Below are 25932 nucleotides of genomic sequence, written 5' to 3' on the forward strand. Positions count from 1 at the left end.
GCACATCCGCCGGGTAAAGCTTTAGAAAACAATATCAATAGCTTCCAACAAGTCCTCTTCCTGCTCCGAAGAACCGTTTAAGGAAAGATCTTTCAGCAGGACATGAGGCTGCTCGCAAATTTTGGAGAGGATGGTCAGAAAGTCTTCGGCGAAATTGTCGATCATGTTCCGGGTAAACAGTTTAGTCGCATATTCAAAATGACCGCTCATGCCTTCTTCCTCATGCGTAACTTCCAGGGTCAGATCAAATTTGGCGACCGTCTGGGCCTCGATATAAGGTTCGACGGTTAACTCTCCGAAACGGCTGATCCGGTCTTCTCTGGTTTCCATCACAAACACCGTGTCAAATATCGGATGCCGGCTCAAGTCCCTTGCCGCCTGTACTTTTTCCACAAGCTCCTCGAACGGATAATCCTGGTTTTCATAGGCTCCCAGCATCGTTTCTTTGATTTCCTCCAGGTAAGAAAGGAACATTTTCTCGTCGGCCGGGTAATTCCGGATCGCCAGCGTGTTCACGAACATCCCGATCAATGGTTCCGTATCCGCATGAGTTCTGCCTGAGACCGGCGTACCCACAATGATGTCTTCTTGCCCGGAATACTTATGCAGCAGAATCGTGTAGGCGGCGAGGAAAACCATATACAAGGTTGCGCCGTTCTCGTCCGCGATTTGCCGCAAGGCTTCGCTTTGCTGCTTATCTATGGCAAAATCCAGCACATCTCCCTCGTAGCTGCGCACCGCCGGTCTCGCGAAATCGGTCGCCAGTTCAAGCCGCGGCAGTTCTCCGTCCAGTACGTCCAGCCAGTACGCTTCCTGTTTTTTCAGACGTTCGCTCTGCGCTTCGGACTGCTGCCAGGAAGCGAAGTCCTTGTATTGAATCCGCAGCGGCTGGAGGCTTTCACCCGTATACAAACGGAGAAGATCGTCGATTAAAATGCCGGTCGACACGCCGTCGGATACAAGATGATGGATGTCGAACATCAGAATATGCCGGTTCCGCTCCAGTCCGATCAGACCGACCCGCAGCAGCGGCGGTTGTTCCAGATCAAAGACGCGGACAAACTGTGCGGCAATTTCCCGGGCTCCTTCTTCGTCCGACTGCCGGTACTCCAGGGCGAAATTCACTTCCGGGTAAATAACCTGCGCCGGTTCGCCGTCCACCATCTCAAATACGGTACGTAAAATCTCATGACGACCGATCAGCCCGCGAAGCGCAGCTTCGAAGCGGCCGCGGTCCAGTTCCCCTTTGAGGACCATAAGGCCCGACATATTGTAGCTCAGCTCCGCGCCTTCCATCTGATGCTGGATGTACAGCCTTTTCTGTACGGAAGACAGCGGGTAATGAGCGCGTTTCTCGAGTACAGGGATGGCGGTATGTTCCCGGTGTTCCAATCCCGCTATGGTTTGAGCCATTTCTTCAATCGTCGAATGACGGAAAACGTCTCTTAACGGCAGATCGACGTTCAGTTCCTTGTGCACTTTGCCGACAAGCGTCGTCGCCCGCAGGGAATGTCCGCCCAGGTCAAAGAAGTTATCGCGGATCCCGATTTCCTTCTGAAGACCGAGCACGTCCTGCCAAATGACAGCCAGCTTCGCTTCCAGCGGCGTGCGTGGCGCGATATATTCCGCACCTCCGTCTACGCCCGCTTCCGGCGCAGGCAGCGCCTTCCGGTCCACTTTCCCGTTCGGCGTCAGCGGAATCCGCTCCAGCCGGATGAAATACGACGGGATCATGTAGCCCGGCAATTCCTGCGCCAGCGCGCTTCGCAGACTGCTCACGGCATGCTCTCCGTCCGCCGTGAAGTACGCGCACAGCGCTTTCTGTCCGCCGCCGTCTTCGCGTACGAGGACGACCGCTTCGCGGACTCCGTCCGCCTGGAGAAGCTGCGACTCGACCTCACCGGTTTCGATCCGGTAACCCCGGATTTTCGCCTGGTGGTCGATCCGCCCGATAAAGTCCACGTTGCCTTCCGCCGTCCAACGGGCCAAGTCGCCCGTGCGGTATAGACGTTCACCCGTGACGAACGGGCTGTCCACGAATTTCTCTTCCGTCAGATCCGGACGGTTCAAGTAGCCCCGTGCCACGCCCGGGCCACCGATACACAGCTCGCCCAGAACGCCCACCGGGACCGGGTTCAGGTGTGCGTCCACGATGTAGAACCTCGCGTTCAGCCACGCTTTGCCGATTGGCACGCTGCCCGTATCCGGCAGCTTCGCCAGAGGTTCGTCATAGAAGCTCGAATCAATCGCCGCTTCCGTGACGCCGTAGCTGTTGATGATCCGGAACTGCGAGCCGAAGCGCTCCTGCAGCACACGGTAATCGCCCACGCTGCAGCTGTCGGAGCTGGTGATAAGCAGCTCCATCGAGCTCATATCCAGCGCGTTCTGCGCCACATGTTCCATGAACGGCACGATGAGCGCCGGGGTCGATTCGAACACCGTGATCTGTTGTTCGTGGATCCAGCCGTGCAGGCGGGCCGGGTCGATCCGGTCGTCTTTCGGCACGATAACCATGGTGCCGCCGTTGTACAGCGTCCGCGCGATATCTCCGACGAACACGTCGAAGGAGAAACTCGCGAGCTGGAGCAAGCGGACCGGGAACCGGTCGAGCCGGTATTCCCGGCGGTAGGCGGCCGCCGTGTTCACAAGGCTGCCGTGCTCGATCATGACGCCTTTGGGCCGTCCCGTCGTGCCCGACGTGTAGATCACGTAGGCGAGATCGTGCGGCTGGGTTTCGGACGGGACACCGTCCAGAGTGCCTGAATCGGACAAGCTGCCGGACGCTGCACTGTCAGCCGAATCTCCGTTTGCGCTGCCTTCCAAGACGACTCCGACAGCCGCATTCTCTCCGTCTCCGCTGTACGACTTCTCGTCGTCCAGGCAAAGAATCGTGCGCAGCGCCGTCTCTTCCGCTTCCAGCCAAGCCTCGCTGCTCTCTCTCAAAGACATCTGCGTCAGCAGCACCGTCGCCCCGCTGTCTTCGAGCATAAACCGGATGCGGTCGGCCGGATAATCCGGGTCAAGTGGCACATACGCGCCACCCGCTTTCCATACGGCGATCACGCCGACGAGCAGCTCCACCGACCGCTCGGCCAAAATGCCGACGATCAACTCTCTGCCGACTCCGCCCTCCCGCAGCGTTGCCGCCAGCCGGTTCGCCTTTTCGTTAAGCTCCCGGTAGGACAGCTGCTTGTCTTCGTAGACAACGGCCGTCGCATCGGGAGTCGAGATCGCCTGTGCCTCGAACAGCCGGTGGAACGTCTGTACCTCCGGAAGCTCGGACATGGCCGGATTGAACGCTTCGAGCAGCTGCTCCTTTTCGGAAGGCGTCACCAGTTCAAGATCGGCGATTTTGACTTCGGGGCTCTTCACAATGGCATTCAAAAGCTGCTCATAATGCTTGGCCATTCGTTCTATCGTTTCTTTTTTATACAAAGAGGTTGCATACTCGAATAAGTAATCCAGGCCGCCGGAGGTTTCCGTCACATCCAGACTAAGGTCAAACTTGGATACGATTTCTTCGCTCGCATAAGGAGCCAGTCGGAGGCCGGGCAGCTGAAGCTCCTTGTTTTCCGTGTTTTGCAGCGTGAACATCGTGTCGAAAATCGGATTGCGGCTTAGATCCCGGGCAACCTGCACCTTGTCCACCAGTTCCTCGAACGGGTAGTTTTGATGCTCGTATGCGCCCAGAGTCGTTTCCTTGACCTCCTGCAGGTAGGAGAGGAACGTTTTGTCCGCGGCCGGGTAATTGCGGATAGCCAGCGTATTGACAAACATTCCGATGAGCGGCTGCACATCTCCGTGTGTCCTTCCGGCAATCGGCGTTCCTACGATCAAGTCTTCCTGGGCTGTATATTTATGCAGCATGACTGTATAGGCCGCAAACAGAACCATGTATAAGGTTGTGCCCGTTTCCGCCGCCAGCCGCTTTAACCCTTCGCTCTTCTGCGCATCCATGAAAAATTGGAGCGTCCGTCCTTCGTAGCTCTGCAGGGCAGGCCGGGCATAATCCGTCGGCAGCTCCAGCACCGGCAGTTCTCCCCGGAAGACATTAAGCCAGTAAGCTTCCTGACGCGTCAGCTGCTCTTTCTGCCCTTCGGACTGCTGCCAGACGGCGTAGTCCTTGTATTGAATGCGCAGAGGCTCCAGCGCTTCTCCGCTGTATAGGCGGACGAACTCTTCCACCAGCACGTCCATCGAAACTCCGTCGGACACGATATGATGCATGTCGAACATCAAGATGTGCCGTTCAACGGCCAGTTCGACCAAGCCTACGCGCAGCAAAGGAGGTTTGGCCAAATCGAACGGTCGTACAAAATTCCGCACCGTTTCTGCCGCTTCTTCCTCGCTTGCCACGACATGTTCCACGGAAAAGTCCACATCCGGGTACACCCGCTGCACCGCTTCCCCGTTCGCCATTTCGAAGCCCGTGCGCAGTGTTTCATGGCGCCGGATCAGACCTCGGGATGCTTCCTCGAACCGGTTCCGGTCCAGCGCACCTTCGAGTATCAGCGTACCCGGCATGTTGTAGCTCAGCTCTGCACCCTCAAGCTGATTGAGAATATACAAACGTTTCTGAGCGGACGAAAGCGGATAGAACTCTCTCTTTTCCACAGCAGGAATGGAAACATGCTCCTGCCGTTCCATGTTGGCGATAGCCTCTGCCATATCTTCAACCGTCGAATGACGGAAAACGTCTCTTAACGGCAGATCGACGTTCAGTTCCTTGTGCACTTTGCCGACAAGCGTCGTCGCCCGCAGGGAATGTCCGCCCAGGTCGAAGAAGTTATCGCGGATGCCGATTTCCTTCTGAAGACCGAGTACGTCCTGCCAGATGGCGGCCAGCTTCGCTTCCAGCGGCGTGCGTGGCGCGATATATTCCGCGCCGCCGTCTACGCCCGCTTCCGGCGCCGGCAGTGCCTTGCGGTCCACTTTCCCGTTCGGCGTCAGCGGAATCCGCTCCAGCCGGATGAAATACGACGGGATCATGTAGCCCGGCAATTCCTGCGCCAGCGCGCTTCGCAGACTGCTTACGGCAAGCTCGCCGTCGGCCGTAAAGTACGCGCACAGCGCTTTCTGTCCGCTGCCGTCTTCGCGTACGAGGACGACCGCTTCACGAACGCCGTCCGCCTGGAGAAGCTGCGACTCGACCTCGCCGGTTTCGATCCGGTAGCCCCGGATTTTCGCCTGGTGGTCGATCCGCCCGATAAAGTCCACGTTCCCCTCTGCCGTCCACCGGGCCAAGTCGCCTGTACGGTACAGACGCTCGCCCGTGACGAACGTGCTGTCCACGAACTTCTCTTCCGTCAGATCCGGACGGTTTAAGTAGCCCCGTGCCACGCCCGGACCGCCGATGCACAGCTCGCCCAGGACACCGACCGGCACCGGGTTCAGGTGCGCGTCCACGATGTAGAACCTCGCGTTCAGCCACGCTTTGCCGATCGGCACGCTGCCCGTCTCCGGGAGCTTCGCCAGCGGTTCGTCGTAGAAGCTCGAATCAATCGCCGCTTCTGTGACGCCGTAGCTGTTGATGATCCGGAACTGCGAGCCGAAGCGCTCCTGCAGTACGCGGTAGTCCCCAACGCTGCAGCTGTCGGAGCTGGTGATGAGCAGCTCCATCGAGCTCATATCCAGCTCGTGCTGCGCCACATGTTCCATAAACGGCACGATGAGCGCCGGGGTCGATTCGAACACGGTAATCTGCTTGTCTTGGATCCAGCCGTGCAGGCGGGCCGGGTCGATCCGGTCGTCTTTCGGCACGATGACCATGGTGCCGCCGTTGTACAGCGTCCGCGCGATATCTCCGACGAACACGTCGAAGGAGAAGCTCGCGAGCTGGAGCAAGCGGACCGGGAACCGGTCCAGCCGGTATTCCCGGCGGTAGGCGGCCGCCGTGTTCACAAGGCTGCGGTGCTCGATCATGACACCTTTGGGCCGTCCCGTCGTGCCGGACGTGTAGATCACGTAGGCGAGATCGTACGGCTGGGTTTCGGACGGGACACCGTCCGGTGTGCCTGAGGCTGCGCTGTCAGCCGAATCCCCTTTTACGCTGCCTTCCAAGACGACTCCGACAGCCGCATTCTCTCCGTCTCCGCTGTACGACTTTTCGTCGTCCAGGCAAAGAATCGTGCGCAGCGCCGTCTCTTCCGCTTCCAGCCAAGCCTCGCTGCTCTCTCTCAGAGACGTCTGCGTCAGCAGCACCGTCGCTCCGCTGTCTTCGAGCATAAACCGGATGCGGTCGGCCGGATAATCCGGGTCAAGCGGCACATATGCGCCTCCCGCTTTCCATACGGCGATGACACCGACGAGCAGCTCTACCGACCGCTCGGCCAAAATGCCGACGATCGACTCTCTGCCGACGCCACCTTCCCGCAGCGTTGCCGCCAGCCGGTTCGCCTTTTCGTTCAGCTCCCGGTAGGACAACTGCTTGTCTTCGTAAACAACGGCCGTCGCATCGGGAGTCGAGACCGCCTGTGCCTCGAACAGCCGGTGGAACTTCTGCACCTGCGGAAGCTCGGACATGGCCGGATTGAACGCTTCGAACAGCTGCTCTTTTTCCGAAAGCGTAAGCAGCTCCAACTGTTCGACGGGGATGTTCGGATCGGCCGCAGCCTGCTCGACCGCCCGGGTGAAATGCCCGTGAATCCCACGGATGTCTTCCTCGCTGAACGTATCCGCATTATAGGTGAACCGGATCACAGTCCGCTCGCCCGGAATAACCGTTATATCGAAATCGTAGTTCGTTTGCTCCGGGGCCTGAATGTTGGAAATGGCCAAAGCTCCGTTTCCTCCGATAAGCTGTTCGATCCGTTCCTCCATCGGATAGTTTTCGAATACCATGATATGGCTGATAAGATCGCGTTTTTGTTCGCTAAGCGCCTGGATTTTGTAAAGCGGGAACGTATCGTACGCGCCGGAAGCAAGCGCCTGCTCCTGGGTTTTTCGCAACACATCCGCCACGGATTCTCCCGCTTCGCTCCGGACCCGGACCGGAATCGTATTGATAAACAGGCCGATCATGCTTTCCACACCGGCGATATCCGCCGGACGGCCTGAAACGACGCAGCCGAACACGACATCCCGGCTGTTGTTATACACCTGCAGAACGAGACCCCAGAGCGTTTGGACGAACGTACTTAGCGTTACCTGATTTTGCCTGGACACGCGCTCGATCCGTTCGCTCAGTTCCCGGCTGAATTCGAATTCCAGTTCGACCGCGTTGAAACGTTCCCCTTTACGCTGCGCTTTTTCCTGAGGAAGCTTCGTGTGCTGGTCGTAACCGTTCAAGTAACCGCTCCAATAGTCGGCTGCCGCATTCCGATCCTGTTTCTCCAGCCATTCGATATAACGGGCGAACGGGGTAACGGGAGGAAGTTCCGGTTTTCTTTTTTCCAGGAACGCGAAATAGCTTTCAAACACTTCCTTGATCATGAAGGACATGCACCAGCCGTCCATCAGGATATGATGGTGGCTCCAGATCACATGCCAGGTTTGTTCATCGGTCCGCACAAGGGTCACCCGCATAAGCGAGTCATGCGCCAAATCAAATTTCCGGGCTTTGTCCGCCTCTGCCAGTTCTGCGAGTGCTTGCTCCCTCTCCGCCTCGTCAAGTCCGCTTACATCTTCGTAGTAAACTTCGCCTTTCCGCTGACGAAACACGATCTGAACCGGCTCATCTTTCCATCCGCTTATAAAATTGGTCCGAAGCGCTTCATGCCGTTGAATCAGCACGTCCAGCCCTTTCGCAAAAGCCTCAGCGTCGAGGCTGCCCTGCAGATCAAACGTCACCTGCTCGAAATAGGCTTCCGAATCCGCGTCCAGCAGGCTGTGGAACAGCATGCCCTTTTGCATCGGAGTCAGCGTATACACATTTTCCAGCTCGCCGATTGCGGCGGTGTGTGCCGTCAGCTGCTCCAGCTCTTCCACGGACAGCTCAGGCAGCAGGACATCGCTCGGCGTGAGCTCCGGCAGATCCTTGGACAAGCAGTGCGCAATTACGGCCCGCAAGCTTGTTTCCAACAGACTCCCCAGCCGTTCAATCGTTTCCCGGCGGTACTGCGTCGTTCCGTAGCGGATCGTAAGCTCGAGCGAGCCCTCCGTGACCATACCGTTCATGTCGAGCGCAAAATCCATCATCGCGTTTTCACTGATATCGTTCCCAGTTGAGAACGGAGAAGGTTCCAGGCCGCTGCTCTCATAATCCTGATCGAACTGTCCCAGATAGTTGAAACTGATTTCCGGATCGGAATCGAAAAGGTCGCCTTCCCGTCCTTCCGACAAATACCTCAGAATGCCATAGCCGATTCCCTTGTTAGGGATGCGCCGGAGTCCTTCCTTCGTCTGCTTGATCTGCTGCGAAAGCGTCTGATCCCGGCCGCTCTCCAGCAAGACCGGAAACTGGCTGGTGAACCACCCGACGGTGCGCGTGATATCCACTTCCGGCAGAATATCTTCCCGGCCGTGGCCTTCCAGATTCACCAGCACCCGGTTCTGCCCGGTCCAGGCTTGAACGGCCATACCGAGCGCGGTAAGGAGGAGATCGTTCATCTCGGTATTGTAAGCACGGTGCGCCTGTTTCAAAAGCTGCTCCGTCTCGCCTTCCGTCCATCTTACGGTGACGACATCGCTGTCTTTGAGCGTTGACTTCGCCTGCCCCAAATCTTTGGGCAGCAGTGTCTGCTCAAGCTGCCCGATCTGCCTCCAGTAAGCCCGCTCGGATTCTAGCGCCTCACTGTCCGCATAGCGGGACAACTGCCCGGCCCATGTTTGGAACGAATCCGTTTTATGCGGAAGCGAAATCGCTTGTCCGCCGAGAGCCTGTTCGTAGCCGGCCGCAAAATCTTCGAACAAGATGCGCCAGGATACACCGTCCACAACAAGATGGTGGATGGCCATGAGCAAATGGTCGCCATCCGGGCAGCGGAACAAGCCCAGCTTCACCAAAGGCCCGTTTTCAAGGTCGATGCTCCCCTGAATTTCGCTCGCCTTTGCCTCAACGGCTGCCTTGCAGTTTCCGAGGCCCGTGAAATCAGCCACTTCCAGGCTGAACAATTCTTCCTCCGTCCCCCGGTTCCATGCTTCATATCCGGCTTCGGTTTTTCGGTAAACCGTACGCAGCGCGTCATGGTGCTCGACCAGCTTAGCGATCGTTTTCCTCAGAGCCGTTTCCTCGAAACCCTCCCTGCGGTACTGCATGAAAGCCTGATTGCTGTGGTGCGGGTCGGCCGGATTTTGCCCGAAAAACCAGCGCTGAATCGGCGTCAGCGTCACGGCTCCCGTTACTTCTTCCTGGCTGGCGGTTTTACCGGCCGTTTGAAGCTGCGGACTGAGGGACGCTATCGTCGGATAGTGGAAAAGATCACGCATAACCAGCTTGTAACCGGCCTGAAGGAGCCTTGAAGAAACTTGCAGTGCTTTAATCGAATCGCCGCCAAGTCCGAAGAAATTGTCCGACAGACCGACTCTGTCTACGCCCAGCACGGACTGCCAGACGGCGGCAAGCGCCTGCTCCGCCGGAGTTCGGGGAGCGATGTATTTCACCTCGGCCTGTACGCTTCCTTCCGGCTCGGGCAGCGCCTTGCGGTCCACCTTGCCGTTCGGCGTAAGAGGCAGCCGGTCCAGACGCATCACGCGAGCCGGTACCATATGCGAAGGGAGCGTCTGCTCCAGGTACGCGTGCAATTCTCTGGTATCGATTTCAGATTCCGATACAACGTAGCCGCACAAATACTTCTGGCCCCGCTCGTCGGTACGGTCGGTCACGACCGCTTGGCGGATGCCGTCAAAACGCAGCATCGCCGTCTCGATTTCGCCGAGCTCGATCCGGTATCCCCGGATCTTCACCTGGTAGTCGATCCGCCCGATGAAATCCACGTTGCCGTCTTCCATCCAGCGAGCCAGATCGCCCGTGCGGTACAGGCGCTCTCCGGCAGCGAACGGGCTGTCCGCAAACTTCTCTTCCGTCAGCTCCGGACGGTTCATGTATCCCCGGGCGACGCCCGGCCCGCCGATGCACAACTCGCCCAGAATTCCTACGGGAACGGGGTTCAACTGAGCGTCCACGATATAAAATTTCGCATTCAACCAGGCTTTGCCGATCGGCACGTTTCCGGCTTCCGGCAGCTTGTAGAGCGGTTCGTCGTAGAAGCTCGAATCAATTGCCGCCTCCGTCACGCCGTAGCTGTTGATGATCCGGAACTGAGAGCCGAACCGTTCCTGCAGCAGCCGGTAATCTTCCACACTGCAGCTATCGGAGCTGGTGATGAGCAGCTCCATCGAGCTCATATCGAGCTTCTGCTGCGCCACATGCTCCATAAACGGGATGATCAGCGCAGGCGTCGATTCGAACACGGTAATCTGACGGCTCTGTATCCAGCCGTGCAGGCGTGTCGGATCGATCCGGTCGTCTTTCGGGCAGATGACCATGGTGCCGCCGTTGTACAGCGTCCGGGCGATATCTCCGACGAACACGTCGAAGGAAAAGCTCGCCAGCTGCAGCAGGCGTACGGGGAACTGATCGAGCCGGTATTCCTTGCGATAGGCGGCTGCCGTATTCACCAGACTCCGGTGCTCGATCATTACGCCTTTCGGCCGTCCCGTCGTGCCGGATGTGTAGATCACGTAGGCAAGGTCGTCCGGCCGGCTCTCCGCCGGCGCGTTCTCTCTTTCTTCGCTGTACGACTTCTCGTCGTCCAGGCATAGAATCGTGCGAAGCGCTCCGCCTTCTCCCTGCCACGTTCCCGCTCTGTCCCTCAGTCCGCTTTGCGTCAGCAGTACAGCCGCACCGCTGTCTTCGAGCATGTAGCGGATGCGATCGGACGGATAATCCGGGTCCAGCGGAACGTACGCGCCACCGGCTTTCCATACCGCCATGACGCCGACGAGCAGATCGACCGATCGGTCGGCCAGAATGCCCACGACCGATTCTCGGCCGATCCCGGCTCCCCGCAGCGAACCCGCCAGGCGGTTGGCCCGCTCGTTGAGTTCCCCATATGTTAGCTCATTGTTCTCGTACACCACTGCCGTCGCACTCGGGTTTAACACCGTCTGTTCCTCGAACAACTGGTGGAACGTTTGGACAGGCGGAAGTTCGGACGCCGGCGGATTGAATTCCGTCAAAATCTTATTCTTCTCCCCGTCGCTCAGCATGGACAGCTCACGCACGGTCTGCAAAGGATTAAGGACGATCTGGTCAATAATAGTAAACAACTGCTCCGAGATTCGCAGAATTTCGCTCTCATCGAACAACTGAACCCGGTAATCGATATTCAAATCAATTTCTTTGTCGTCGAGCATATCTACAACGTGTACGGCAAAATCGCCCACTTCGTGCCCGGAATGACTGCTTTTCCGAATAACGCTGAGGCCGTCGTAATAAGTCCAGTTCACGGGCAAATATTCGATGTCCACCCGGAACAATTCGGGAACGTCCCACTGCTTGTTCCGCTCTCTTAAGTCTTGAATAAGCTGATTGTACGGGTATTTCTGGTGGCGGAGATTCGCTTTCTGTTCTTTGGAAACATGCTGTAAAAACGCCAATACATGCTGATCCGGCTCGAGCAGCATTCGAGTCGCAACCGTACTCACGAACATCCCTAACGTCTCTTTTTCCTGCTTCGACGTCCGGTTCGCATAGATGGTACCGACTGTAATATCTTCATTTCCCGTTACTTTATGGAGCAATATGTATAGAGCCGCCAAAAACACCGTAAAGGTACTGATATTGTGCTCTTCGCTGAAACGCTGCAGCTGCTCGTAGCGCTTGCCCGCGAAGGGCACACTCACCCTGTCGGCCTCCGTGCTCACGGAGTAAGGCGAACTCGGTTTCATTCGTGTTATTTCCGAGAAGGATTCGAACTTGTCCAGCCAGTAGGCTCTGTCCTTCTGGTAGCGATCCGAACGCTCGTATTCTTGTTCGGCGTAGATGTAATCGAGATAAGTCCCTTTGGCTTTAGCGTCCGGTTCTTGGCCGTCGATTAATTTTGTATAGTTTTCCATAATCGTGGTGCAAATAAGATGAGATGCGATACCGTCCGCTATGCTGTGATGTATTTTTAAGTTAAACCAATGTTCTTCGTTATTTAGATTAAACAGGCAGAATTGATACAGTTGTTCGTCAAATATGGATAACGGCGTATGATTAAACCGTTCCAGCCACTCTTTCGCTTCGGCTTCGCTGCCCATTTCCAGATAATCGCAGCGCGGTTCAATGTCCGATTCATTCGCAAACCACTGGACGGGTTCGCCGGCATCGGAAGACGAAATCCGGATTCTGAACGCATCATGGTCCCGGACCAGCTTGTAGATCGCTTGCATCAAAGCGTCGGTATTCACGGGTCCGCGAATAAACAAAGTACCCACGATGATTCCGACCGATGTATTCGGATACATCATTTCCATACTCCATATTCTTCGCTGCGCTTGAGTTAAAGCAAACCGTTTGTTCGTATTTTCTCTCACATCGACACTCTCCTGGTATAGAGATTTCTTTTCAGGTATGCAAACCTGTTATCTAAATTCCACACTCCAAACTTTCAAAAAAAATTTGAACAAAAAGTGAAGGGGTTCTTTCTGCAGGCTCGTCTAATTCATTGTTCGGTCGGGTAAAATATATTCCAAAACTTGACATATGATGTCGGATAGAGATAATGAGTAAAGGTGTCCTCCCTTCGCGGTAGTTTTGCAAATGGGTGAATTTATCCCGTCTACCGGGTTTTGCAACAAGAGATTCTTGCGTTAGAAACTAAACTATTTTTGCTTTCAAGCTTTGTAGGAGTCCCATTTGCTTCCTCTTCTTATAAAATTACATAATTCACCATCAATTACCAATTATAACTGATGTCCTCTCGGTAATCATGGTATTTTTGAACTATTTTGTATTAATTTAATAATAAGGTCTATTTTTATCCATTTTTACAAAATATCAACACTTAATGTGACATATGTCATTGCCGACAAGTATACATTTGTCGATTAATCCCGCTTTTCCGCCCCCTCTCTACAGTCCACACCTCTATATCTTTCCAAAAGCAATGACGAACGCGGCTCATCGAGCACCCTTCCTATCCCTTTTTTATGTGGATTAATTCACCTACTCTGCGAATATAAATAACAGGCGACTCCCTCAAAAACACAAATCTTAGGCTTACAAATGCCCCGGCGCCCGCAATTATTCTTTTTAAATAAAACGGTATTTACAAAAATCGTCCTTTCCGTTTACGATGAGCTAATAAACGTTTTTTATTCTAAATAATGGGAAACTATTCAAGATGAGAATAAAGGAGAGATAATTGGATGTTTAAACGTTTGCTCCGCACCACCGCGCTTGTCTTGACCGTCGGTTCGACTCTGTTGACCGGAACGGTGATCCAGTCCGCACCTGCTCAGGCCGCAAGTAACATGGTGCCCGATTACGAGGTAAAGATTTTGATGAGCCCGTCGACCGTTCTGGGCTCGGATAACAAGCTCAAAAGCGACGTGCTGGATACGTTCGCCATGCCGTCCAGCGTTACCAAAATGAATGTGGCTTTCCTGGACACGAACGCCAAAAATATTTACAACGGCGGCTGGAGCCCCCGCATTCGCAAAACCGAAGGCGAGAGCAAATTCGAGCTGAGCTACAAAAAACGGTACCCGATCGTAAACAACGATATCAACGCCGCGCTTACGAAAGCGAACCAGGACGGATTCGACTCCAGCGACACGAACTACGAAGCGCAAGTCGAGTGGGGCTACCAGAACAAAACCTTGAGCATCACGCGAAGCAAAAATGCCAGCAAATCCGGTTACAGCGGCATGGATCTTCCGTCTGTCAGCGATGCCCGCAGCCTTCTGATCAGCAATGCGCCGGGCAAGTTCGACAACTGGCTCAGCAACGGCTGGGGCACGAGCCTGCTCGGAAGCTCCCGCTACTACGGGCCGGTGCTTGCCAAACGCTCGATCGGCACTTGGAACGGCTTGAAGCTGTACATCGAAGTATGGCCGATCCGGAACTCTGCCGGAACCGGCACCGACTACATAGTCGAAGCTTCGTTCAAGACGACGAGCGAATCAACCGCGTCCGCGAAGCACGATGAACTGATCGCACTACTGCAGAGCAAGGGCTGGTTCCTCGCGCAGGATTCGCTCAAGACTCAGTTGATTATGGATCGCTATTGACACCGGGGTAAAAAAATAACAGGTGCAGGCTATAAAAGCCTGCACCTGTTTGCGTTCGTACACCGCATATACACAGTCCAATGTACGCTTTCCAAATGAACCTTGAGCTGCTTTGCATGACGCGGTTTCACGGTTCGCATTATGCCGCCGTATGACCACCGCCGTCGCCGTGGATCAAAACCGCTCTCTACGGAGACAACCCTCAGCTTTCGCTGAAAGCACGATGAGCCCTCCCGGATACCGTTTTTTAACTGTAATCTTCGATTACGAGCAACTTGCCGTCTTCAATTGTAAATACCGACTTTCCTTTAAGAGCGAACTTTTCCCCTGCTTTAGGACCGTGGGGCAGATCGGCAGCAAGAGTTCCCTCGTAATCAATCTCAACTTCGACCCGGTCGCCTTTCACCGTATAATCCGTAATAGTCTGACAGCGCAGGGAGAACAGCTTTTTGGATTGCCCGGCTAATTCGCGAAAAGCGTCTTTTCCTTCCGTCTCCGCATTCACGACGCCGTTAGAGATGTTGCGGAACACAATCTTCTCTTGCATAAGCAGAAGCATGCCTTCGATATCGAAAGCGTTGTAGGCCTCCACGTACTTTTCAACCAAGCTTATCGCCGCACGGTTCTCCATCATGACGCTCCTCTCGAATAACTATTCGGTAACACAAAAATCACGAAACAACTGCTCTTTCACCTGCCGGACGGGATAATGCTCGGGATAGGTCGAGATCATCAGGGAAATCCCGTGGATGGCGGAAGAAAAATGAAGCGATCTAATTTCGGGATCGGGAACTCCGAGTTTACGGAACATCTCACACTGGAGCTGAAACTGCCGGGCCATCTCCTCATTAAGCATCTGGCTGTACCGGGACAGCAGCAGATCTTCTTCGGGCTGCGTTTGCAGATGCAAATAAAACCGGTAAATTTTCGGGTGGTGTAGCACATTGTCGATGGCGCCGTCGATGATATGTTTCAACTGCTCGGACGGAGTACCCAAAGCGGCCGCTTTTTGCATAACGTCTTCGATTTCTTCTATCCGGCTTTGTACCATGTCGCCGAGAAGTTCTTCTTTTCCTTTATAATAATTGTACAAAAGCCCTTTGGAAACCCCCGCCCTCTTCGCTATATCGGCAATAGAAGCGTTATAGTAGCCCTTCTCTATAAAAACTTGCATGGCCGAAGTCCGGATGTTTTCTTGGGCAAGCTGGCGGACGCGGTCGTTTTCTTCCTTGGAACGCGGCATCAGACAAGTTCCTTCAGGAACTGTTCGATATAACCGGCCGTTTCAGCGGGATGAGTCAATGTCAGCATATGGTCGGCACCTTCTATCCGGATGAATTTACACGAAGGCACACGCTTATATTCCTCCGCAACGCGTTCCATATCCCCCCATTCCACCGTTCCTTGCAGAAACAAAGTCGGCGCGCTAATCTCTTCCAAACGCTCCATCGCGGGAGGCTGAGGCCAGTTCACTTCGAAGCTCTTCCATTCCGTAAAAACTTTGCGCATATAGTCGGTATGCATTTCAATCAGAAAATCCCGCTGCGGACTCGACATGACGACCCGGTAATTAGGCCCGGCCAAAGAAGTATCGATCATTTTGTCGAGATCGGGGGCGAGTGAGTTTACTTGGGCTATCCATTCCGTAAATTCCTTCGAGTAGGGAAAACCGCTAAGCGACGGGGAGAGCAGGATAAGCCGACTCACCATCGAAGGATAAGTCAAAGCGAAATCCGCTGCCGCCTGTCCGCCCATGGAATGACCGACCAGGACAGCCTGCTCGATATTCAAGTGATGGAGCAGGCGCTTCAGATCTTCGACCAGATTGGCCGGAGCGGTCGGAGCCGGGGATTTCCCGGTTCCCCGACCGTCGAATGTGATCACCTGAAACGACTGCGCCAAAATCGGAGCGATGAACTTCCATTCACGAGAGTCTACACCGGGACTGTGGATAAATACGAGCGGAGTACCTTCCCCTTTTACCTCATAAAACAGATCCATGTACACGAACTCCTTTCAGCATGAAAAATATTCCTTTCAGGTTTATTTTATTATTGAATGAACGTACAGTCAATATAAAATTTAACCTTATTTGCACAACAGAAATAAAAAACCAGCCGTCCTTATCGGTAGGAACGACTGGCTTTTAAACCGAATTAGTCCAGCGAAAGCTTCATCCCCTCATGGCTGGCCGTAAAACCCAGCTTGCCGTAAAAGCGGTGGGCGTCTCCACGCGTTTTGTCCGTCGTGAGCTGGACGAGCCCACACCCGTGCATCTTGGCGATTTCAATGGCATGCTCGAGCAGGGCTTTTCCGATTCCGTGCCCTCTGTAACGGCTGTCCACGCGGACGCCTTCCACCTGCGCTCGTGTCATCCCCATGCGAGCAAGACCGGGAATCAGCGTCAGCTGCAAACAGCCGACCACCTCCCCGCCTATCTCCGCCACAAGGATGGAATTGCCCGTCTGCCCGGTGATAGCGGAAAATGCCTCCTCGTATGCCGGAGGCAGCGGTTTCTCATACCGCTCACGGTGGGATCCAAGCTCGTCATCGGCGAGCAGGCGCACGATCTCTTCCAAATCGCCGCGCTGCGCAGTTCTAATTTCCATCGGTATTCCTCCCCTGCATTTCGTTTAGCTGAACCATTTTAAGACCGTTCAGAAGTACGCTCCACACCTTGTGAAAATCTTCAGCGATTTTGTCCGGGTACCCTTCTTGCACATGACTTGCACATGAGCCGGATGATGAAAAGTTCCCGTACACAAGCTCTTCCACTTGCCCCGCATCGAAAAAAAGCGCAGTTCTCTTGGCTCAAACCCTTGTATCCCGCAAAAAAGGGCCGGTCACAGAACCGTCCGCTTCCGCCAATTCCAGCGGGGTTCCCTCGAATATAACTTCTCCCCCGTTCTTTCCCGCTTCGGGCCCGAGCTCGATGATCCAGTCGGCCTGTTTAATGACATCGCCGTTATGCTCGATCACAATGACTGTATTTCCCTTATCGACCAGACGATTCATCATCGCCAGAAGTTTGCTCACGTCCGCCATATGAAGCCCGGTCGTCGGTTCGTCCAGAATGTAAATCCTGCCCTGCCTGTGCAGCTTGCTCGCAAGCTTGATACGCTGACACTCCCCGCCGGATAACGTGCTGAGCGGCTGTCCCAACGCCAGGTAACCCAATCCTACATCGCGGATCGCCTGCAGGGGACGTACAATCTCTTCCTCCTCGAAGAAATGCAATGCCTCATGCGCCGTCATTTTTAACACTTCGTAGATCGATTTACCTTTATACGTATAACCGAGCACGTCTTCCTTAAACCGTTTGCCGCCGCACCTTTCGCAAAGCGTTTTGACCGGTTCCAGAAATGCCATGTCCGTTTCCAGAAAGCCGAGTCCTCCGCAGTCCGGGCACGCCCCCTTCGAGTTAAAGCTGAACAGTGAATCGCTGACCCCGTTCGTCCTGGCGAACAAATGCCGGATCTCATCCATGATTCCCGTGTAAGTGGCCGGTGTAGAGCGGATATTCCCGCTGACCGGAGACTGATCGATCACAACCGCTTCCGGATTCTCTGCCGCAAATACATCGTGAATGAGCGTGCTCTTGCCGGAACCGGCCATTCCGGTAACGACCGTGAGGACGCCGGACGGAATACGGACGGTAATATTTTTCAAGTTATGAAGAGAAGCGTTCTCAATCGTCAGCCAGCCGGAAGGCTTGCGCGGGTGCGGATTAAAAGGGATCTCCCTCTTCATGTTTTTGCCCGTCAGGGTGTCCGCTTCATAAAGGCCCTCTAGATTGCCTTCGTAAACGATGCGCCCTCCTTCCGCACCGGCTTCGGGCCCCATATCGACAATGTAATCCCCGATCCGGATCACATCCCGGTCATGCTCCACGACAAGGATCGTATTGCCCTTGTCCCTTAGTTTGCACAGGAGCCCGTTCAACCGCTCGACATCGCGCGGATGCAGGCCGGTGCTCGGTTCGTCGAAAATATAAAGCATATCCGTCAAGCTGCTGTTCAGGTGACGGACCATTTTGATCCGCTGGGATTCGCCGCCGGAAAGAGTTTTCGTCTCCCGGTCCAAGCGGAGATACCCGAGTCCCACGTCGAGCAAATGCTGAAGCGGCGGGATCATCCCGGACAAAATCGGTGCGGCCGTTTTGTCCCCGAGCAGGCTTTTCAGGAACGGGAGTAAATCTTCGATCTCTTGAGCTGCCGCCTCGGCGATATTTTGCCCGTTGATTTTGCAGCCCAGCGCCGCTTCGTTTAAACGCGTTCCCCCACACAGCTCGCACGGAGAGAACGTGATGTACCGCTTCACGTTATCCGGCAAGCTGGGTCCGTCCTTTTTGAAATAGAGCCGGATAAACCGGTCCACGACACCTTCGAATCGTTTGGAGGGCATTCCGCCGTCGGAAGGCAGCTGCAGGTTCTCCGATTTGCCGTATAAAAGCCTCTGCCACTCCACATCTGTGTAATCCCGAAGCTTTTTGTCCGGATCAAACAGACCGGTGAGCAGATGGTGCTTGGCATACCAGGTTCCGGCCGTGAAGGTCGAGAACCGCACCGCTCCTTCATTCAGCGACTTCGAGCGGTCGAAAAGCTTGCGGATATCCGGAACGGCTCTGGTGCCCATCCCCTGGCATCCGGGACACATCCCTGCGGGATCGTTGAACGAGAACGCGTTCGAATAGCCGATGAAGGGCGTTCCTACGCGTGAGAACAAAAGCCGGAGCAGCGCGTTGATATCCGTTGCCGTTCCGACGGTCGAGCGCGAGTTGCCGCCCAGTCTTTTCTGATCAATCACGATAGCGGTAGACAGATTCTCGATGCTGTCCACCTCCGGTTGACCGGTTTTCGGCAGGCGGTTTCGGATGAAGGTCGAGAACATTTCGTTCAGCTGGCGCTGAGCCTCGGCACTGATCGTATCGAAGACGACGGATGATTTGCCCGATCCCGACACGCCGGTAAACACCGTTATTTTTCTCTTCGGTATACGAAGATGAATATCCTTCAGATTATTTTCCCGTGCCCCTCTCAGCACGATATATTCCGGTCTCATTTTTGCTTCTCCTCTCTTTTCGGCTTGTGCTGTCCGTTTTGCTTCCACCGTAACAAAAAGACCCTGACAGCTATGTGTCAGGGTTCTTTATTATTTTCAAGATAGTTAACTAGATATCCCTCGCATCGGGAGCAAGGAGCTGGACTCGGCGCAAATAGGGTTTGATCTTCTCCGCTTCTTCCGCGGGATATGTGTACCCGAATTCGGCCGCCACTTGTAGGGCAACAGGCTCAAAAAGCTCTCCCGTCACGTACAAAGCGTTCCAAACCTGCTCATAATCGCCGGTTTCATAGGTCGACAAAAGCTTGTTCCAAGATTCTTCATCCAGGTACCGCTTTAAAAATTTGCTGTTCTTCCCGATACTGAGCGAGAAGCCGGTATCCATCCCGACCTTCCATTCCAGCATTTTGAGCAGCATCGCCCTAACCAGGTTCACATGATCAATCGCATACAAAATTTCCTGTCTCCACAGTCCTTTGGCGACATAGGTAGACACCCACCAGAATTCGTTGCAGCAATCGGCGAAACGTTGGGCGTCGGGCCGCTGCACCCAATAGTCTTCATCGGTCGGAGGCGGTAAAGCCGGCAGATCGTTGTCCTTGTCAAGCAGGATCACCGTCAGCTTGTCTTCCCGGCAGTACATCTCTTTCTCCTCTAGAGGAATAAGCGTCAGGTCTATGCGATTCCCGTCTGTAAATAACATGAGATAGGCAAAACGGTTTCCCGGCTCGTTAGGAAACAGGGCCATATCATCCGGCGTCTGCATAATCATCCGTTCCCCGAACACATTTACCCAATCCAGGTCGTTTCTAAAAGATTCCACATCCGTAACGAGATAGACGATATCGTAGTCTCTGAAAATGTCTTTGGAAACATTCGGATTCGTCCTCGAGCCGTTCAAACCGACCGCTCTTACGCGGCTGTCGTTCTCCGCCACTTTTATTATCAGATCAAACATTTCTTGTTCCGAACGCATGGATCGGCACCTCCTGAGTTTTCATGTTCACATTTTGGCACGAAAACGTTCCAAGGAGGTCCCCGGATATCCGGTAAATGGAGTTATATAAAATGTTCCGCAAATGTCATCCGTTTATCCTCCCGGTTAAAATTGTAAGCCAGGGCTGCCAAAAAGCCCGGTTCAGCGGCATATGCAGGTGACGGATTTCTTGCTTTGGTCAGATCGAGTCCAATGCGGTTTCGCACAGCCGAGACGCGATGCTGCGCTTCGTCGAATTTCCGGCGATAATTATTGAAACCGGACGTTTTTACCTTCCAATAAATTTTACCATATTCGTGAGACGGACGGAAATTTTCTGATTTTGAGATAAGAGTGGACGCTGTACAAGAGCCCCATTTTACGGGGCGGGAGTCAGTAGTTCGAGCCAACTAATGGTCATAAAGAGAAATACGAGCGAATAAAAAGAACCCGCTACCCTTATAAAACGGCAGCGGGTTCTAGGTTTGATCAAGCTTTGATTAACGGAGAAATTTTCCCGTAAGCTCTCAACGTTTATGCGACTCCGTATTTATCGGGAGTCCGAGCATCGGCACGTTCGGCGCCGGGTTCCATACGTTCCGGCTCTGTTACGGCTTTCTCCGTTTCATTCAGCCGTTGCATAGCGGCCAGGCCTGCCGTATTAAGCAGATTCCACGGTTTGTTATAGTGCGGCTGGAAGAAGAAATCCACAAAAGCAAGCTCCTGCACGGTCATCCGGTTCTGGATGCAAACCGACAGCGTATTGACAGCCGGGGTCATATCCGCTTTCGACATGACCTGTGCCCCTACCAGGCGGCCTCCTTCCGCTTCGAAAACCAGCTTCAGCATCACGTCGTCATAGGTCGGCATAAATTCCGGCCGGTTGTTCTCGTGAATGACGACGGCCTCCACATTCATACCTGCCGCGGCTGCTTCGGTCAAACCCGTCGAGGCGATATTCCAGTCGAACAGCTTGATGGCCGACGTCCCTTGGGTGCCCTGATAACGGACGGCCGGTTTCAACAGGTTCAGACCGACCAGTGTTCCCATGCGGACGGCATTCGTCGCCAGCGGGATATAGGCGGCTTCGCCCGTCGGGTTATACCGGACGGCACAGCTGTCTCCAGCGGCCAGCACGTCGGGATGGCTCGTGCGCATATAATCGTCCACGAGGATAGCTCCGCCCGGCAGCATATCCACCTGGCCTTTGAGCAAATCCGTTCCGGGACGGAAGCCGATGCACAGCACGACCATGTCGGTCTCGAAAGTGCCGTCGGTCGTCACGACTTCGCGGACCTTGCCGTCCGTCCCACGGAATCCTTCCACGGTCCGTCCGAGTGCGAGCTGCACTCCCCGTTCCCTAAGCTCATTGTCAGCGAGCGCTGTGAACTCGGGGTCCAGGTACTTGGCCATGACCCGGTCCATGTTGTCGATCAGCGTCACGTCTTTGCCCAGATCGCGGAACGCTTCGACGAGTTCGATGCCGATATAACCGGCTCCGATAACCGTGATGCGCTTCGCGTCCGCAGCGCGGGCGATGATTTCACGGGCATGGCCGTAGTTTTTGCACAGCTGGATGTTCTCCAGCCCGATGCCTTCCATCCGCGGAATGACCGGCCACGAGCCTGTCGTCACGACCAGCTTGTCGTAAGTGTCGCCGAACTCTTCCCCGCTCTCCAAATTGCGGGCCCGGAGCGTTTTGGCCTGGACATCGACTTCAAGCACTTCGTGGCGCATCCGGGTAACGACCCCGAGCCGTGCAAGCTCCTCCGGGCTGCTGTAGAATAATCCCTGCGCATCCCCGATCACCCCGCCGACATGAAGCGCGATTCCGCACGAAAGGAACGAAATGTTATCGTTACGCTCGTAAACCGTGATTTTCGCGTCGGGATATTGTGCTGCAATGTTTTTAACAGCGGCGGTTCCTGCGTGTGTGCATCCGATTACGGCAACTTTGAATGTCATGATGATAGCCTCCCGAAATTTTAATTAGTGAATTATTTCACATACTTTCTATAAAAAAAGAGCTGTTGGCGATTAACCAAAGCGTATAAATGATAACAACGAAGCAGGTTACGTCTGTGAAATAAATCACAATGTCTTATGGCCTTATCTTACACCTTTGCTTCAAAAGATGCAAGAGGTATTTATGCCTTTGCAAAATGCCTCAACGGCAACCGGCAAAAAGCCGCACCTAGGTGCGGCATCCAGCCATCTCTTTTAGCTCTTGTTCTTGTTCTTGTTCTTGTTCTTGTTCTTGTTCTTGCTCTTGCTCTTGCTCTTGCTCTTGCTCTTGCTCTTACGCCTATCTCAATCTGCCAAACTCTCTATCGCTTTCTCTGACCGATTCGCTCGATCTCGCTCTCTTCTTCTGTCCCCGTACTCCCGTCCGTCAGGCACCTGTCTTCAAAGCGTGCGGAACGTAAGGCCCCGGCAGTCTACGGGGATAGCAAAAGCCTGCTCCTCACCGTTGTTCCCGCGGATCGTCACATTCAGAGTGAGACGCTCGGGAGCTTCCTCGCTCCAGGCATCGCTGCTCAGCCACCCGTATCTTTCCTTGCCGGGCGGGATAACCGCCTGCTCGAAATCCGGGTTAACCTTCGCAGCGCGTACCTTCTCCGAGCTTCGGCCCGGCAGACCTTCGTTCGTCACGACGCTACCGCTTGTCAGGTCCGGCGTGATCGTCTCCCGGTCCGAAAGATTTCGGATCGTCACCTCGAAATCCGCTGTGCCCGCCTTGAGCCTCACGGCATGTACGGTGACTTCGATGTTATTCGCGCTCGTTGTCACGGGCAGGCGGACATAAACCTTCTCGCCGCGAGACTCCTCACTGCCCGAAGGCACCGGCACCTTAACGCCTGATATGCCGCCGTCTCCCGGAAGGACCGGCTTGCCGGCCGTCATACCGGAATCCGGCAGTACGGGCCGCATGGCAGTTCCGTTCAGCAGCAGGCTTCCGGAAACAATCAATGAGCCGAGCAATACGCTGACGATCATTTTGTTCATCATAAAATTTCCTCCATACCTACTGCTTCCTTACTGCGGACTCTTCCAGCTCCGCACCGTCAGTTCCAGCCGTCCGTCCGCTTCCGCCTTGTAAAAGCGCGTAACCGCCTGCCCGGCCTGATCCGCTTCAACGGCACCGTCCCCCCGGCTGATCCGGTACTCAAAAGCCGCATTAAGGGGAACGTCGAGACGCACGGTATATGCGTGCGGTTTACTCGCATCCTTGCGAAGGGGGACCCAACTGTACAAGGCCGCGTTTTCGGGCGTATCCGCAGGCACGTGCACAAACAGCTCAAGCGCGACATGCTCCTTAAGTTCTTCGGCGACACGGATCGTCCGGGCCGCGGACAACCCACCGAAGCTCGCCTCAACGGCGGTCTTCCCTTCACGCCCGGGTACTAGGGTGCCGTCTTCGAGCACCTCCAGAATCGTCCCGTCTTCGGCCGCGTAATCCGCTCTTAGCAATGACATTTTAAACCCGCTGTCAAATTCCGCGATCGGATTCAGACGCATTCCCGGCCCCCGGATGCCTGCGATCTCTTCTCCCTCCAGACTAAACTTGACAGGAGTTCCTTTATTCCCGAACATATGCAGAAGCGGAGACGCCACTCTCGCGGCCCAATCCTTTTCCGAATGCGTGCCGGTCGGGTCCAGGTAATATACGAGCTCGTCATCCGGTTTATAGCCCAGCCCCACAAGGCTTTCCGTCACTTCCCGTACGTGTTTTTCCAGAATGAGCGTGCCCTCGCGGCGTCCCAAATCGATCCAGATCCGGGATAACGGGACTTTGTCCGTCCAGGTATGATACTGGCGCGCTTCCTCCAAAGTTACGGGATCGACGCAGTAAAAATAGGGCGACAGGATGGCCAGCTTCCCGAACAGGTCCGGGCGGCGCATGCCGATATGGTAGGTCACTTGGCCTCCCCGCGACGAACCCATCATGGCCGTGTGCTCCGGCCCTTTTTTCGTGCGGAACAGCGAGTCTATATACGGCATCAATTCATCGGTGATGAACTGCTCGTAAAGCTGCCCTTTCGGCCGGATTTCCACTTTGTCGCGCAAATAATCGACGCCTTCCAGCTCGTGAGTGAATTCATCCGACCGCTGCATGCCCATATTCGCGATGCCGACTATGATGATTTCTTCCATCAGGCCGTTTTGAACGAGCTCGTCGGCCGTTTCATGAAGGTTCCACGAATAGCCGTTAAAGGCGGGATGAAAAATATTTTGTCCGTCATGCACGTACAATACCGGATAACGCCTGTCGCTCTCTTCGCTGTAACCGGGCGGAAGATAAACGAACAGATCGCGGCGGTTGTTCAGAAAGGCCGAATAAAACTGTTCGATTTTCAACAAACTCGACAGACTCTTCATCCGTTTGCCGCCTCCTTAGCTTCCGTATCCGGCGGAACGTCTACCCAGTGTTCCACTCTGTAAGACAGCTCCAGCCCCTCGCGGGCCGTAAATTTGCGGTAAGGGATTTCCCTTCCGCTTGCATCCGTTTCGTGCTTGCCGAGGCCCCGGGAAATGCGGAACTCGAAGGAAATGCCCCGCGGCACTTGGAACGTACCTCCGTATAGCCTTTCTCCGATCATCGGCAATTCGATGCCCGCATAGAGCTTATCCGTCTTCGGCGTGCACACCGGCACTTCGACGAACATCGTAACGCTGACCGTACCGGAAAGATGCGGAACGACGGTCAAGTCCAGACTCGCCGTCAGCCCCTGCCTTTTGTAGCGGACGGTGACGTTTCCTTCCCGCTTGGGAAGGAGCCTGCCTTCGGCCGTCACCTCGACGATACCCGGATCCGTCACCTCATAGTCCGCGTCCAGATCGGTCATCATAAAGCCGCTGTCATAATGAACGACAGGATTAAGCGCGCAGGACGGACCCTGCAGACCGATTCTTTCCGGGCCGTGCAGATCTATGCGTACGGGAGTTCCGATTTCGCCGAAAAAATATAGAAGAGGCGCATGAACTCTGGCCGCCCAGTCTTTCTGGGAATGGCCCGAGCCGACGGCGAAATAGTACATGAAATCGCCGCCCGGCTTGTAGCCCGCCTCCATCAGTGTATCCGCGACTTGTCTCACATGCTTCTCCATAACCGTGAAGCCTTCCGCATCCCCGACATCCATCCATATTTTCAGCGGTTTTTTATCGGTATAGACGGCGCTCAGCCACCGGTCTTCCATCGTGGCCGGATCTACGCTTACGAAGAAAGGGCACAGCGCTCCGATCATACCGAACGTTTCCGGCTGCCGGAAGCCGATGTTGTAGGATACAAGTCCGCCGGCGGACGATCCCATCAGAGCGGTATGCTCTTTCTCTGTCAAGGTCCGGTAAGTCGCATCTATGAAAGGCTTCACTTCACGAACGAGAAATGTTTCGTATAATTCGCCTTGATTGGTGGTCTGAAAAATGTTGTGGCCGTCCGGATTGGCGTGCATATATTCGGCGATGCGCGCGTCCTCCACATGCGAAACGGCGACGACGATGATTTCTCTCATCCTGCCCTGCGCAGTCAGCTCGTCGACGGTGAGATGAACATCCCAGGACTCGCCCTTCCGGTCTTTGAAAAAAACATGCTGGCCGTCCTGCATATACAGGACGGGATACCTTTTCCGGTCGTCCGAATGATAGCTTGGCGGCAAATACACATAAATCGTCCGCTCGTTTTTCAAGGTATAAGAATAAAAAGGATTGATTTCGATTAACCGCGATGAACTCACCGT

12 protein-coding genes are annotated in these 25932 nt (G+C 54.7%); 1 reads left to right on the forward strand and 11 read right to left on the reverse strand.

All coding sequences use genetic code 11. From position 1 onward, the window contains the following. Window positions 1–21: 21 nt before the first annotated feature. Window positions 22–12459: an amino acid adenylation domain-containing protein gene (locus PCH01S_RS03490; RefSeq protein ID WP_053228637.1), complete on the reverse strand. Its 12438-nt coding sequence runs from the start codon at window positions 12457–12459 to the stop codon at window positions 22–24. An 834-nt stretch (window positions 12460–13293) separates the two neighbouring features. On the opposite strand from PCH01S_RS03490, the gene PCH01S_RS03495 reads away from it, so the two are divergent. Further along, window positions 13294–14157 (forward strand): hypothetical protein, encoded by an 864-nt coding sequence (locus PCH01S_RS03495; RefSeq protein WP_042226871.1) that lies wholly within the window; start codon window positions 13294–13296, stop codon window positions 14155–14157. Window positions 14158–14404: 247 nt separating this feature from the next. Here the strand turns inward: PCH01S_RS03495 and PCH01S_RS03500 are convergent, their stop codons facing one another. The 10 genes from PCH01S_RS03500 to PCH01S_RS03545 form a co-directional block, all read right to left on the reverse strand. Continuing rightward, window positions 14405–14788, reverse strand: coding sequence for a nuclear transport factor 2 family protein (locus PCH01S_RS03500; RefSeq protein WP_042226872.1), 384 nt, complete (start codon window positions 14786–14788; stop codon window positions 14405–14407). 21 nt (window positions 14789–14809) lie between these two features. Beyond that, window positions 14810–15400 carry a TetR/AcrR family transcriptional regulator gene (locus tag PCH01S_RS03505; RefSeq protein ID WP_042226873.1) on the reverse strand — a complete coding sequence of 197 codons (591 nt, stop codon included), beginning with the start codon at window positions 15398–15400 and terminating at the stop codon, window positions 14810–14812. Beyond that, complete coding sequence (locus PCH01S_RS03510; protein ID WP_042226874.1) at window positions 15400–16158, reverse strand: alpha/beta fold hydrolase; 759 nt, start codon at window positions 16156–16158, stop codon at window positions 15400–15402. Before PCH01S_RS03510 ends, PCH01S_RS03505 begins: the two co-directional genes overlap by 1 nt. Before the next feature lie 155 nt (window positions 16159–16313). Then, window positions 16314–16766, reverse strand: coding sequence for a GNAT family N-acetyltransferase (locus PCH01S_RS03515; protein WP_042226875.1), 453 nt, complete (start codon window positions 16764–16766; stop codon window positions 16314–16316). 202 nt (window positions 16767–16968) lie between these two features. Further along, window positions 16969–19218, reverse strand: coding sequence for an ATP-binding cassette domain-containing protein (locus PCH01S_RS03520; RefSeq protein WP_042226877.1), 2250 nt, complete (start codon window positions 19216–19218; stop codon window positions 16969–16971). Window positions 19219–19327: 109 nt separating this feature from the next. Beyond that, entirely contained in the window at window positions 19328–20194 is an 867-nt protein-coding gene (locus tag PCH01S_RS03525; protein ID WP_042226878.1) for an aminoglycoside 6-adenylyltransferase, read from the reverse strand. 534 nt (window positions 20195–20728) lie between these two features. Next, complete coding sequence (locus tag PCH01S_RS03530) at window positions 20729–22159, reverse strand: FAD-dependent oxidoreductase (RefSeq protein ID WP_042226881.1); 1431 nt, start codon at window positions 22157–22159, stop codon at window positions 20729–20731. A 441-nt stretch (window positions 22160–22600) separates the two neighbouring features. Beyond that, the gene (locus PCH01S_RS03535) at window positions 22601–23203 is read right to left on the reverse strand and encodes a hypothetical protein (protein ID WP_042226883.1); all 603 of its coding nucleotides are present in this window, start codon (window positions 23201–23203) and stop codon (window positions 22601–22603) included. Between the two features lie 27 nt (window positions 23204–23230). After that, on the reverse strand, window positions 23231–24574 hold the full coding sequence (locus tag PCH01S_RS03540; protein WP_042226886.1) for an alpha/beta hydrolase: 1344 nt from the start codon (window positions 24572–24574) through the stop codon (window positions 23231–23233). Continuing rightward, window positions 24571–25929 carry an alpha/beta hydrolase gene (locus PCH01S_RS03545; RefSeq protein ID WP_042226887.1) on the reverse strand — a complete coding sequence of 453 codons (1359 nt, stop codon included), beginning with the start codon at window positions 25927–25929 and terminating at the stop codon, window positions 24571–24573. Before PCH01S_RS03545 ends, PCH01S_RS03540 begins: the two co-directional genes overlap by 4 nt. Window positions 25930–25932: the final 3 nt, after the last annotated feature.

Source organism: Paenibacillus chitinolyticus NBRC 15660 (assembly GCF_000739915.1).
Taxonomy (GTDB): Bacteria; Bacillota; Bacilli; order Paenibacillales; family NBRC-103111; genus Paenibacillus_F; species Paenibacillus_F chitinolyticus.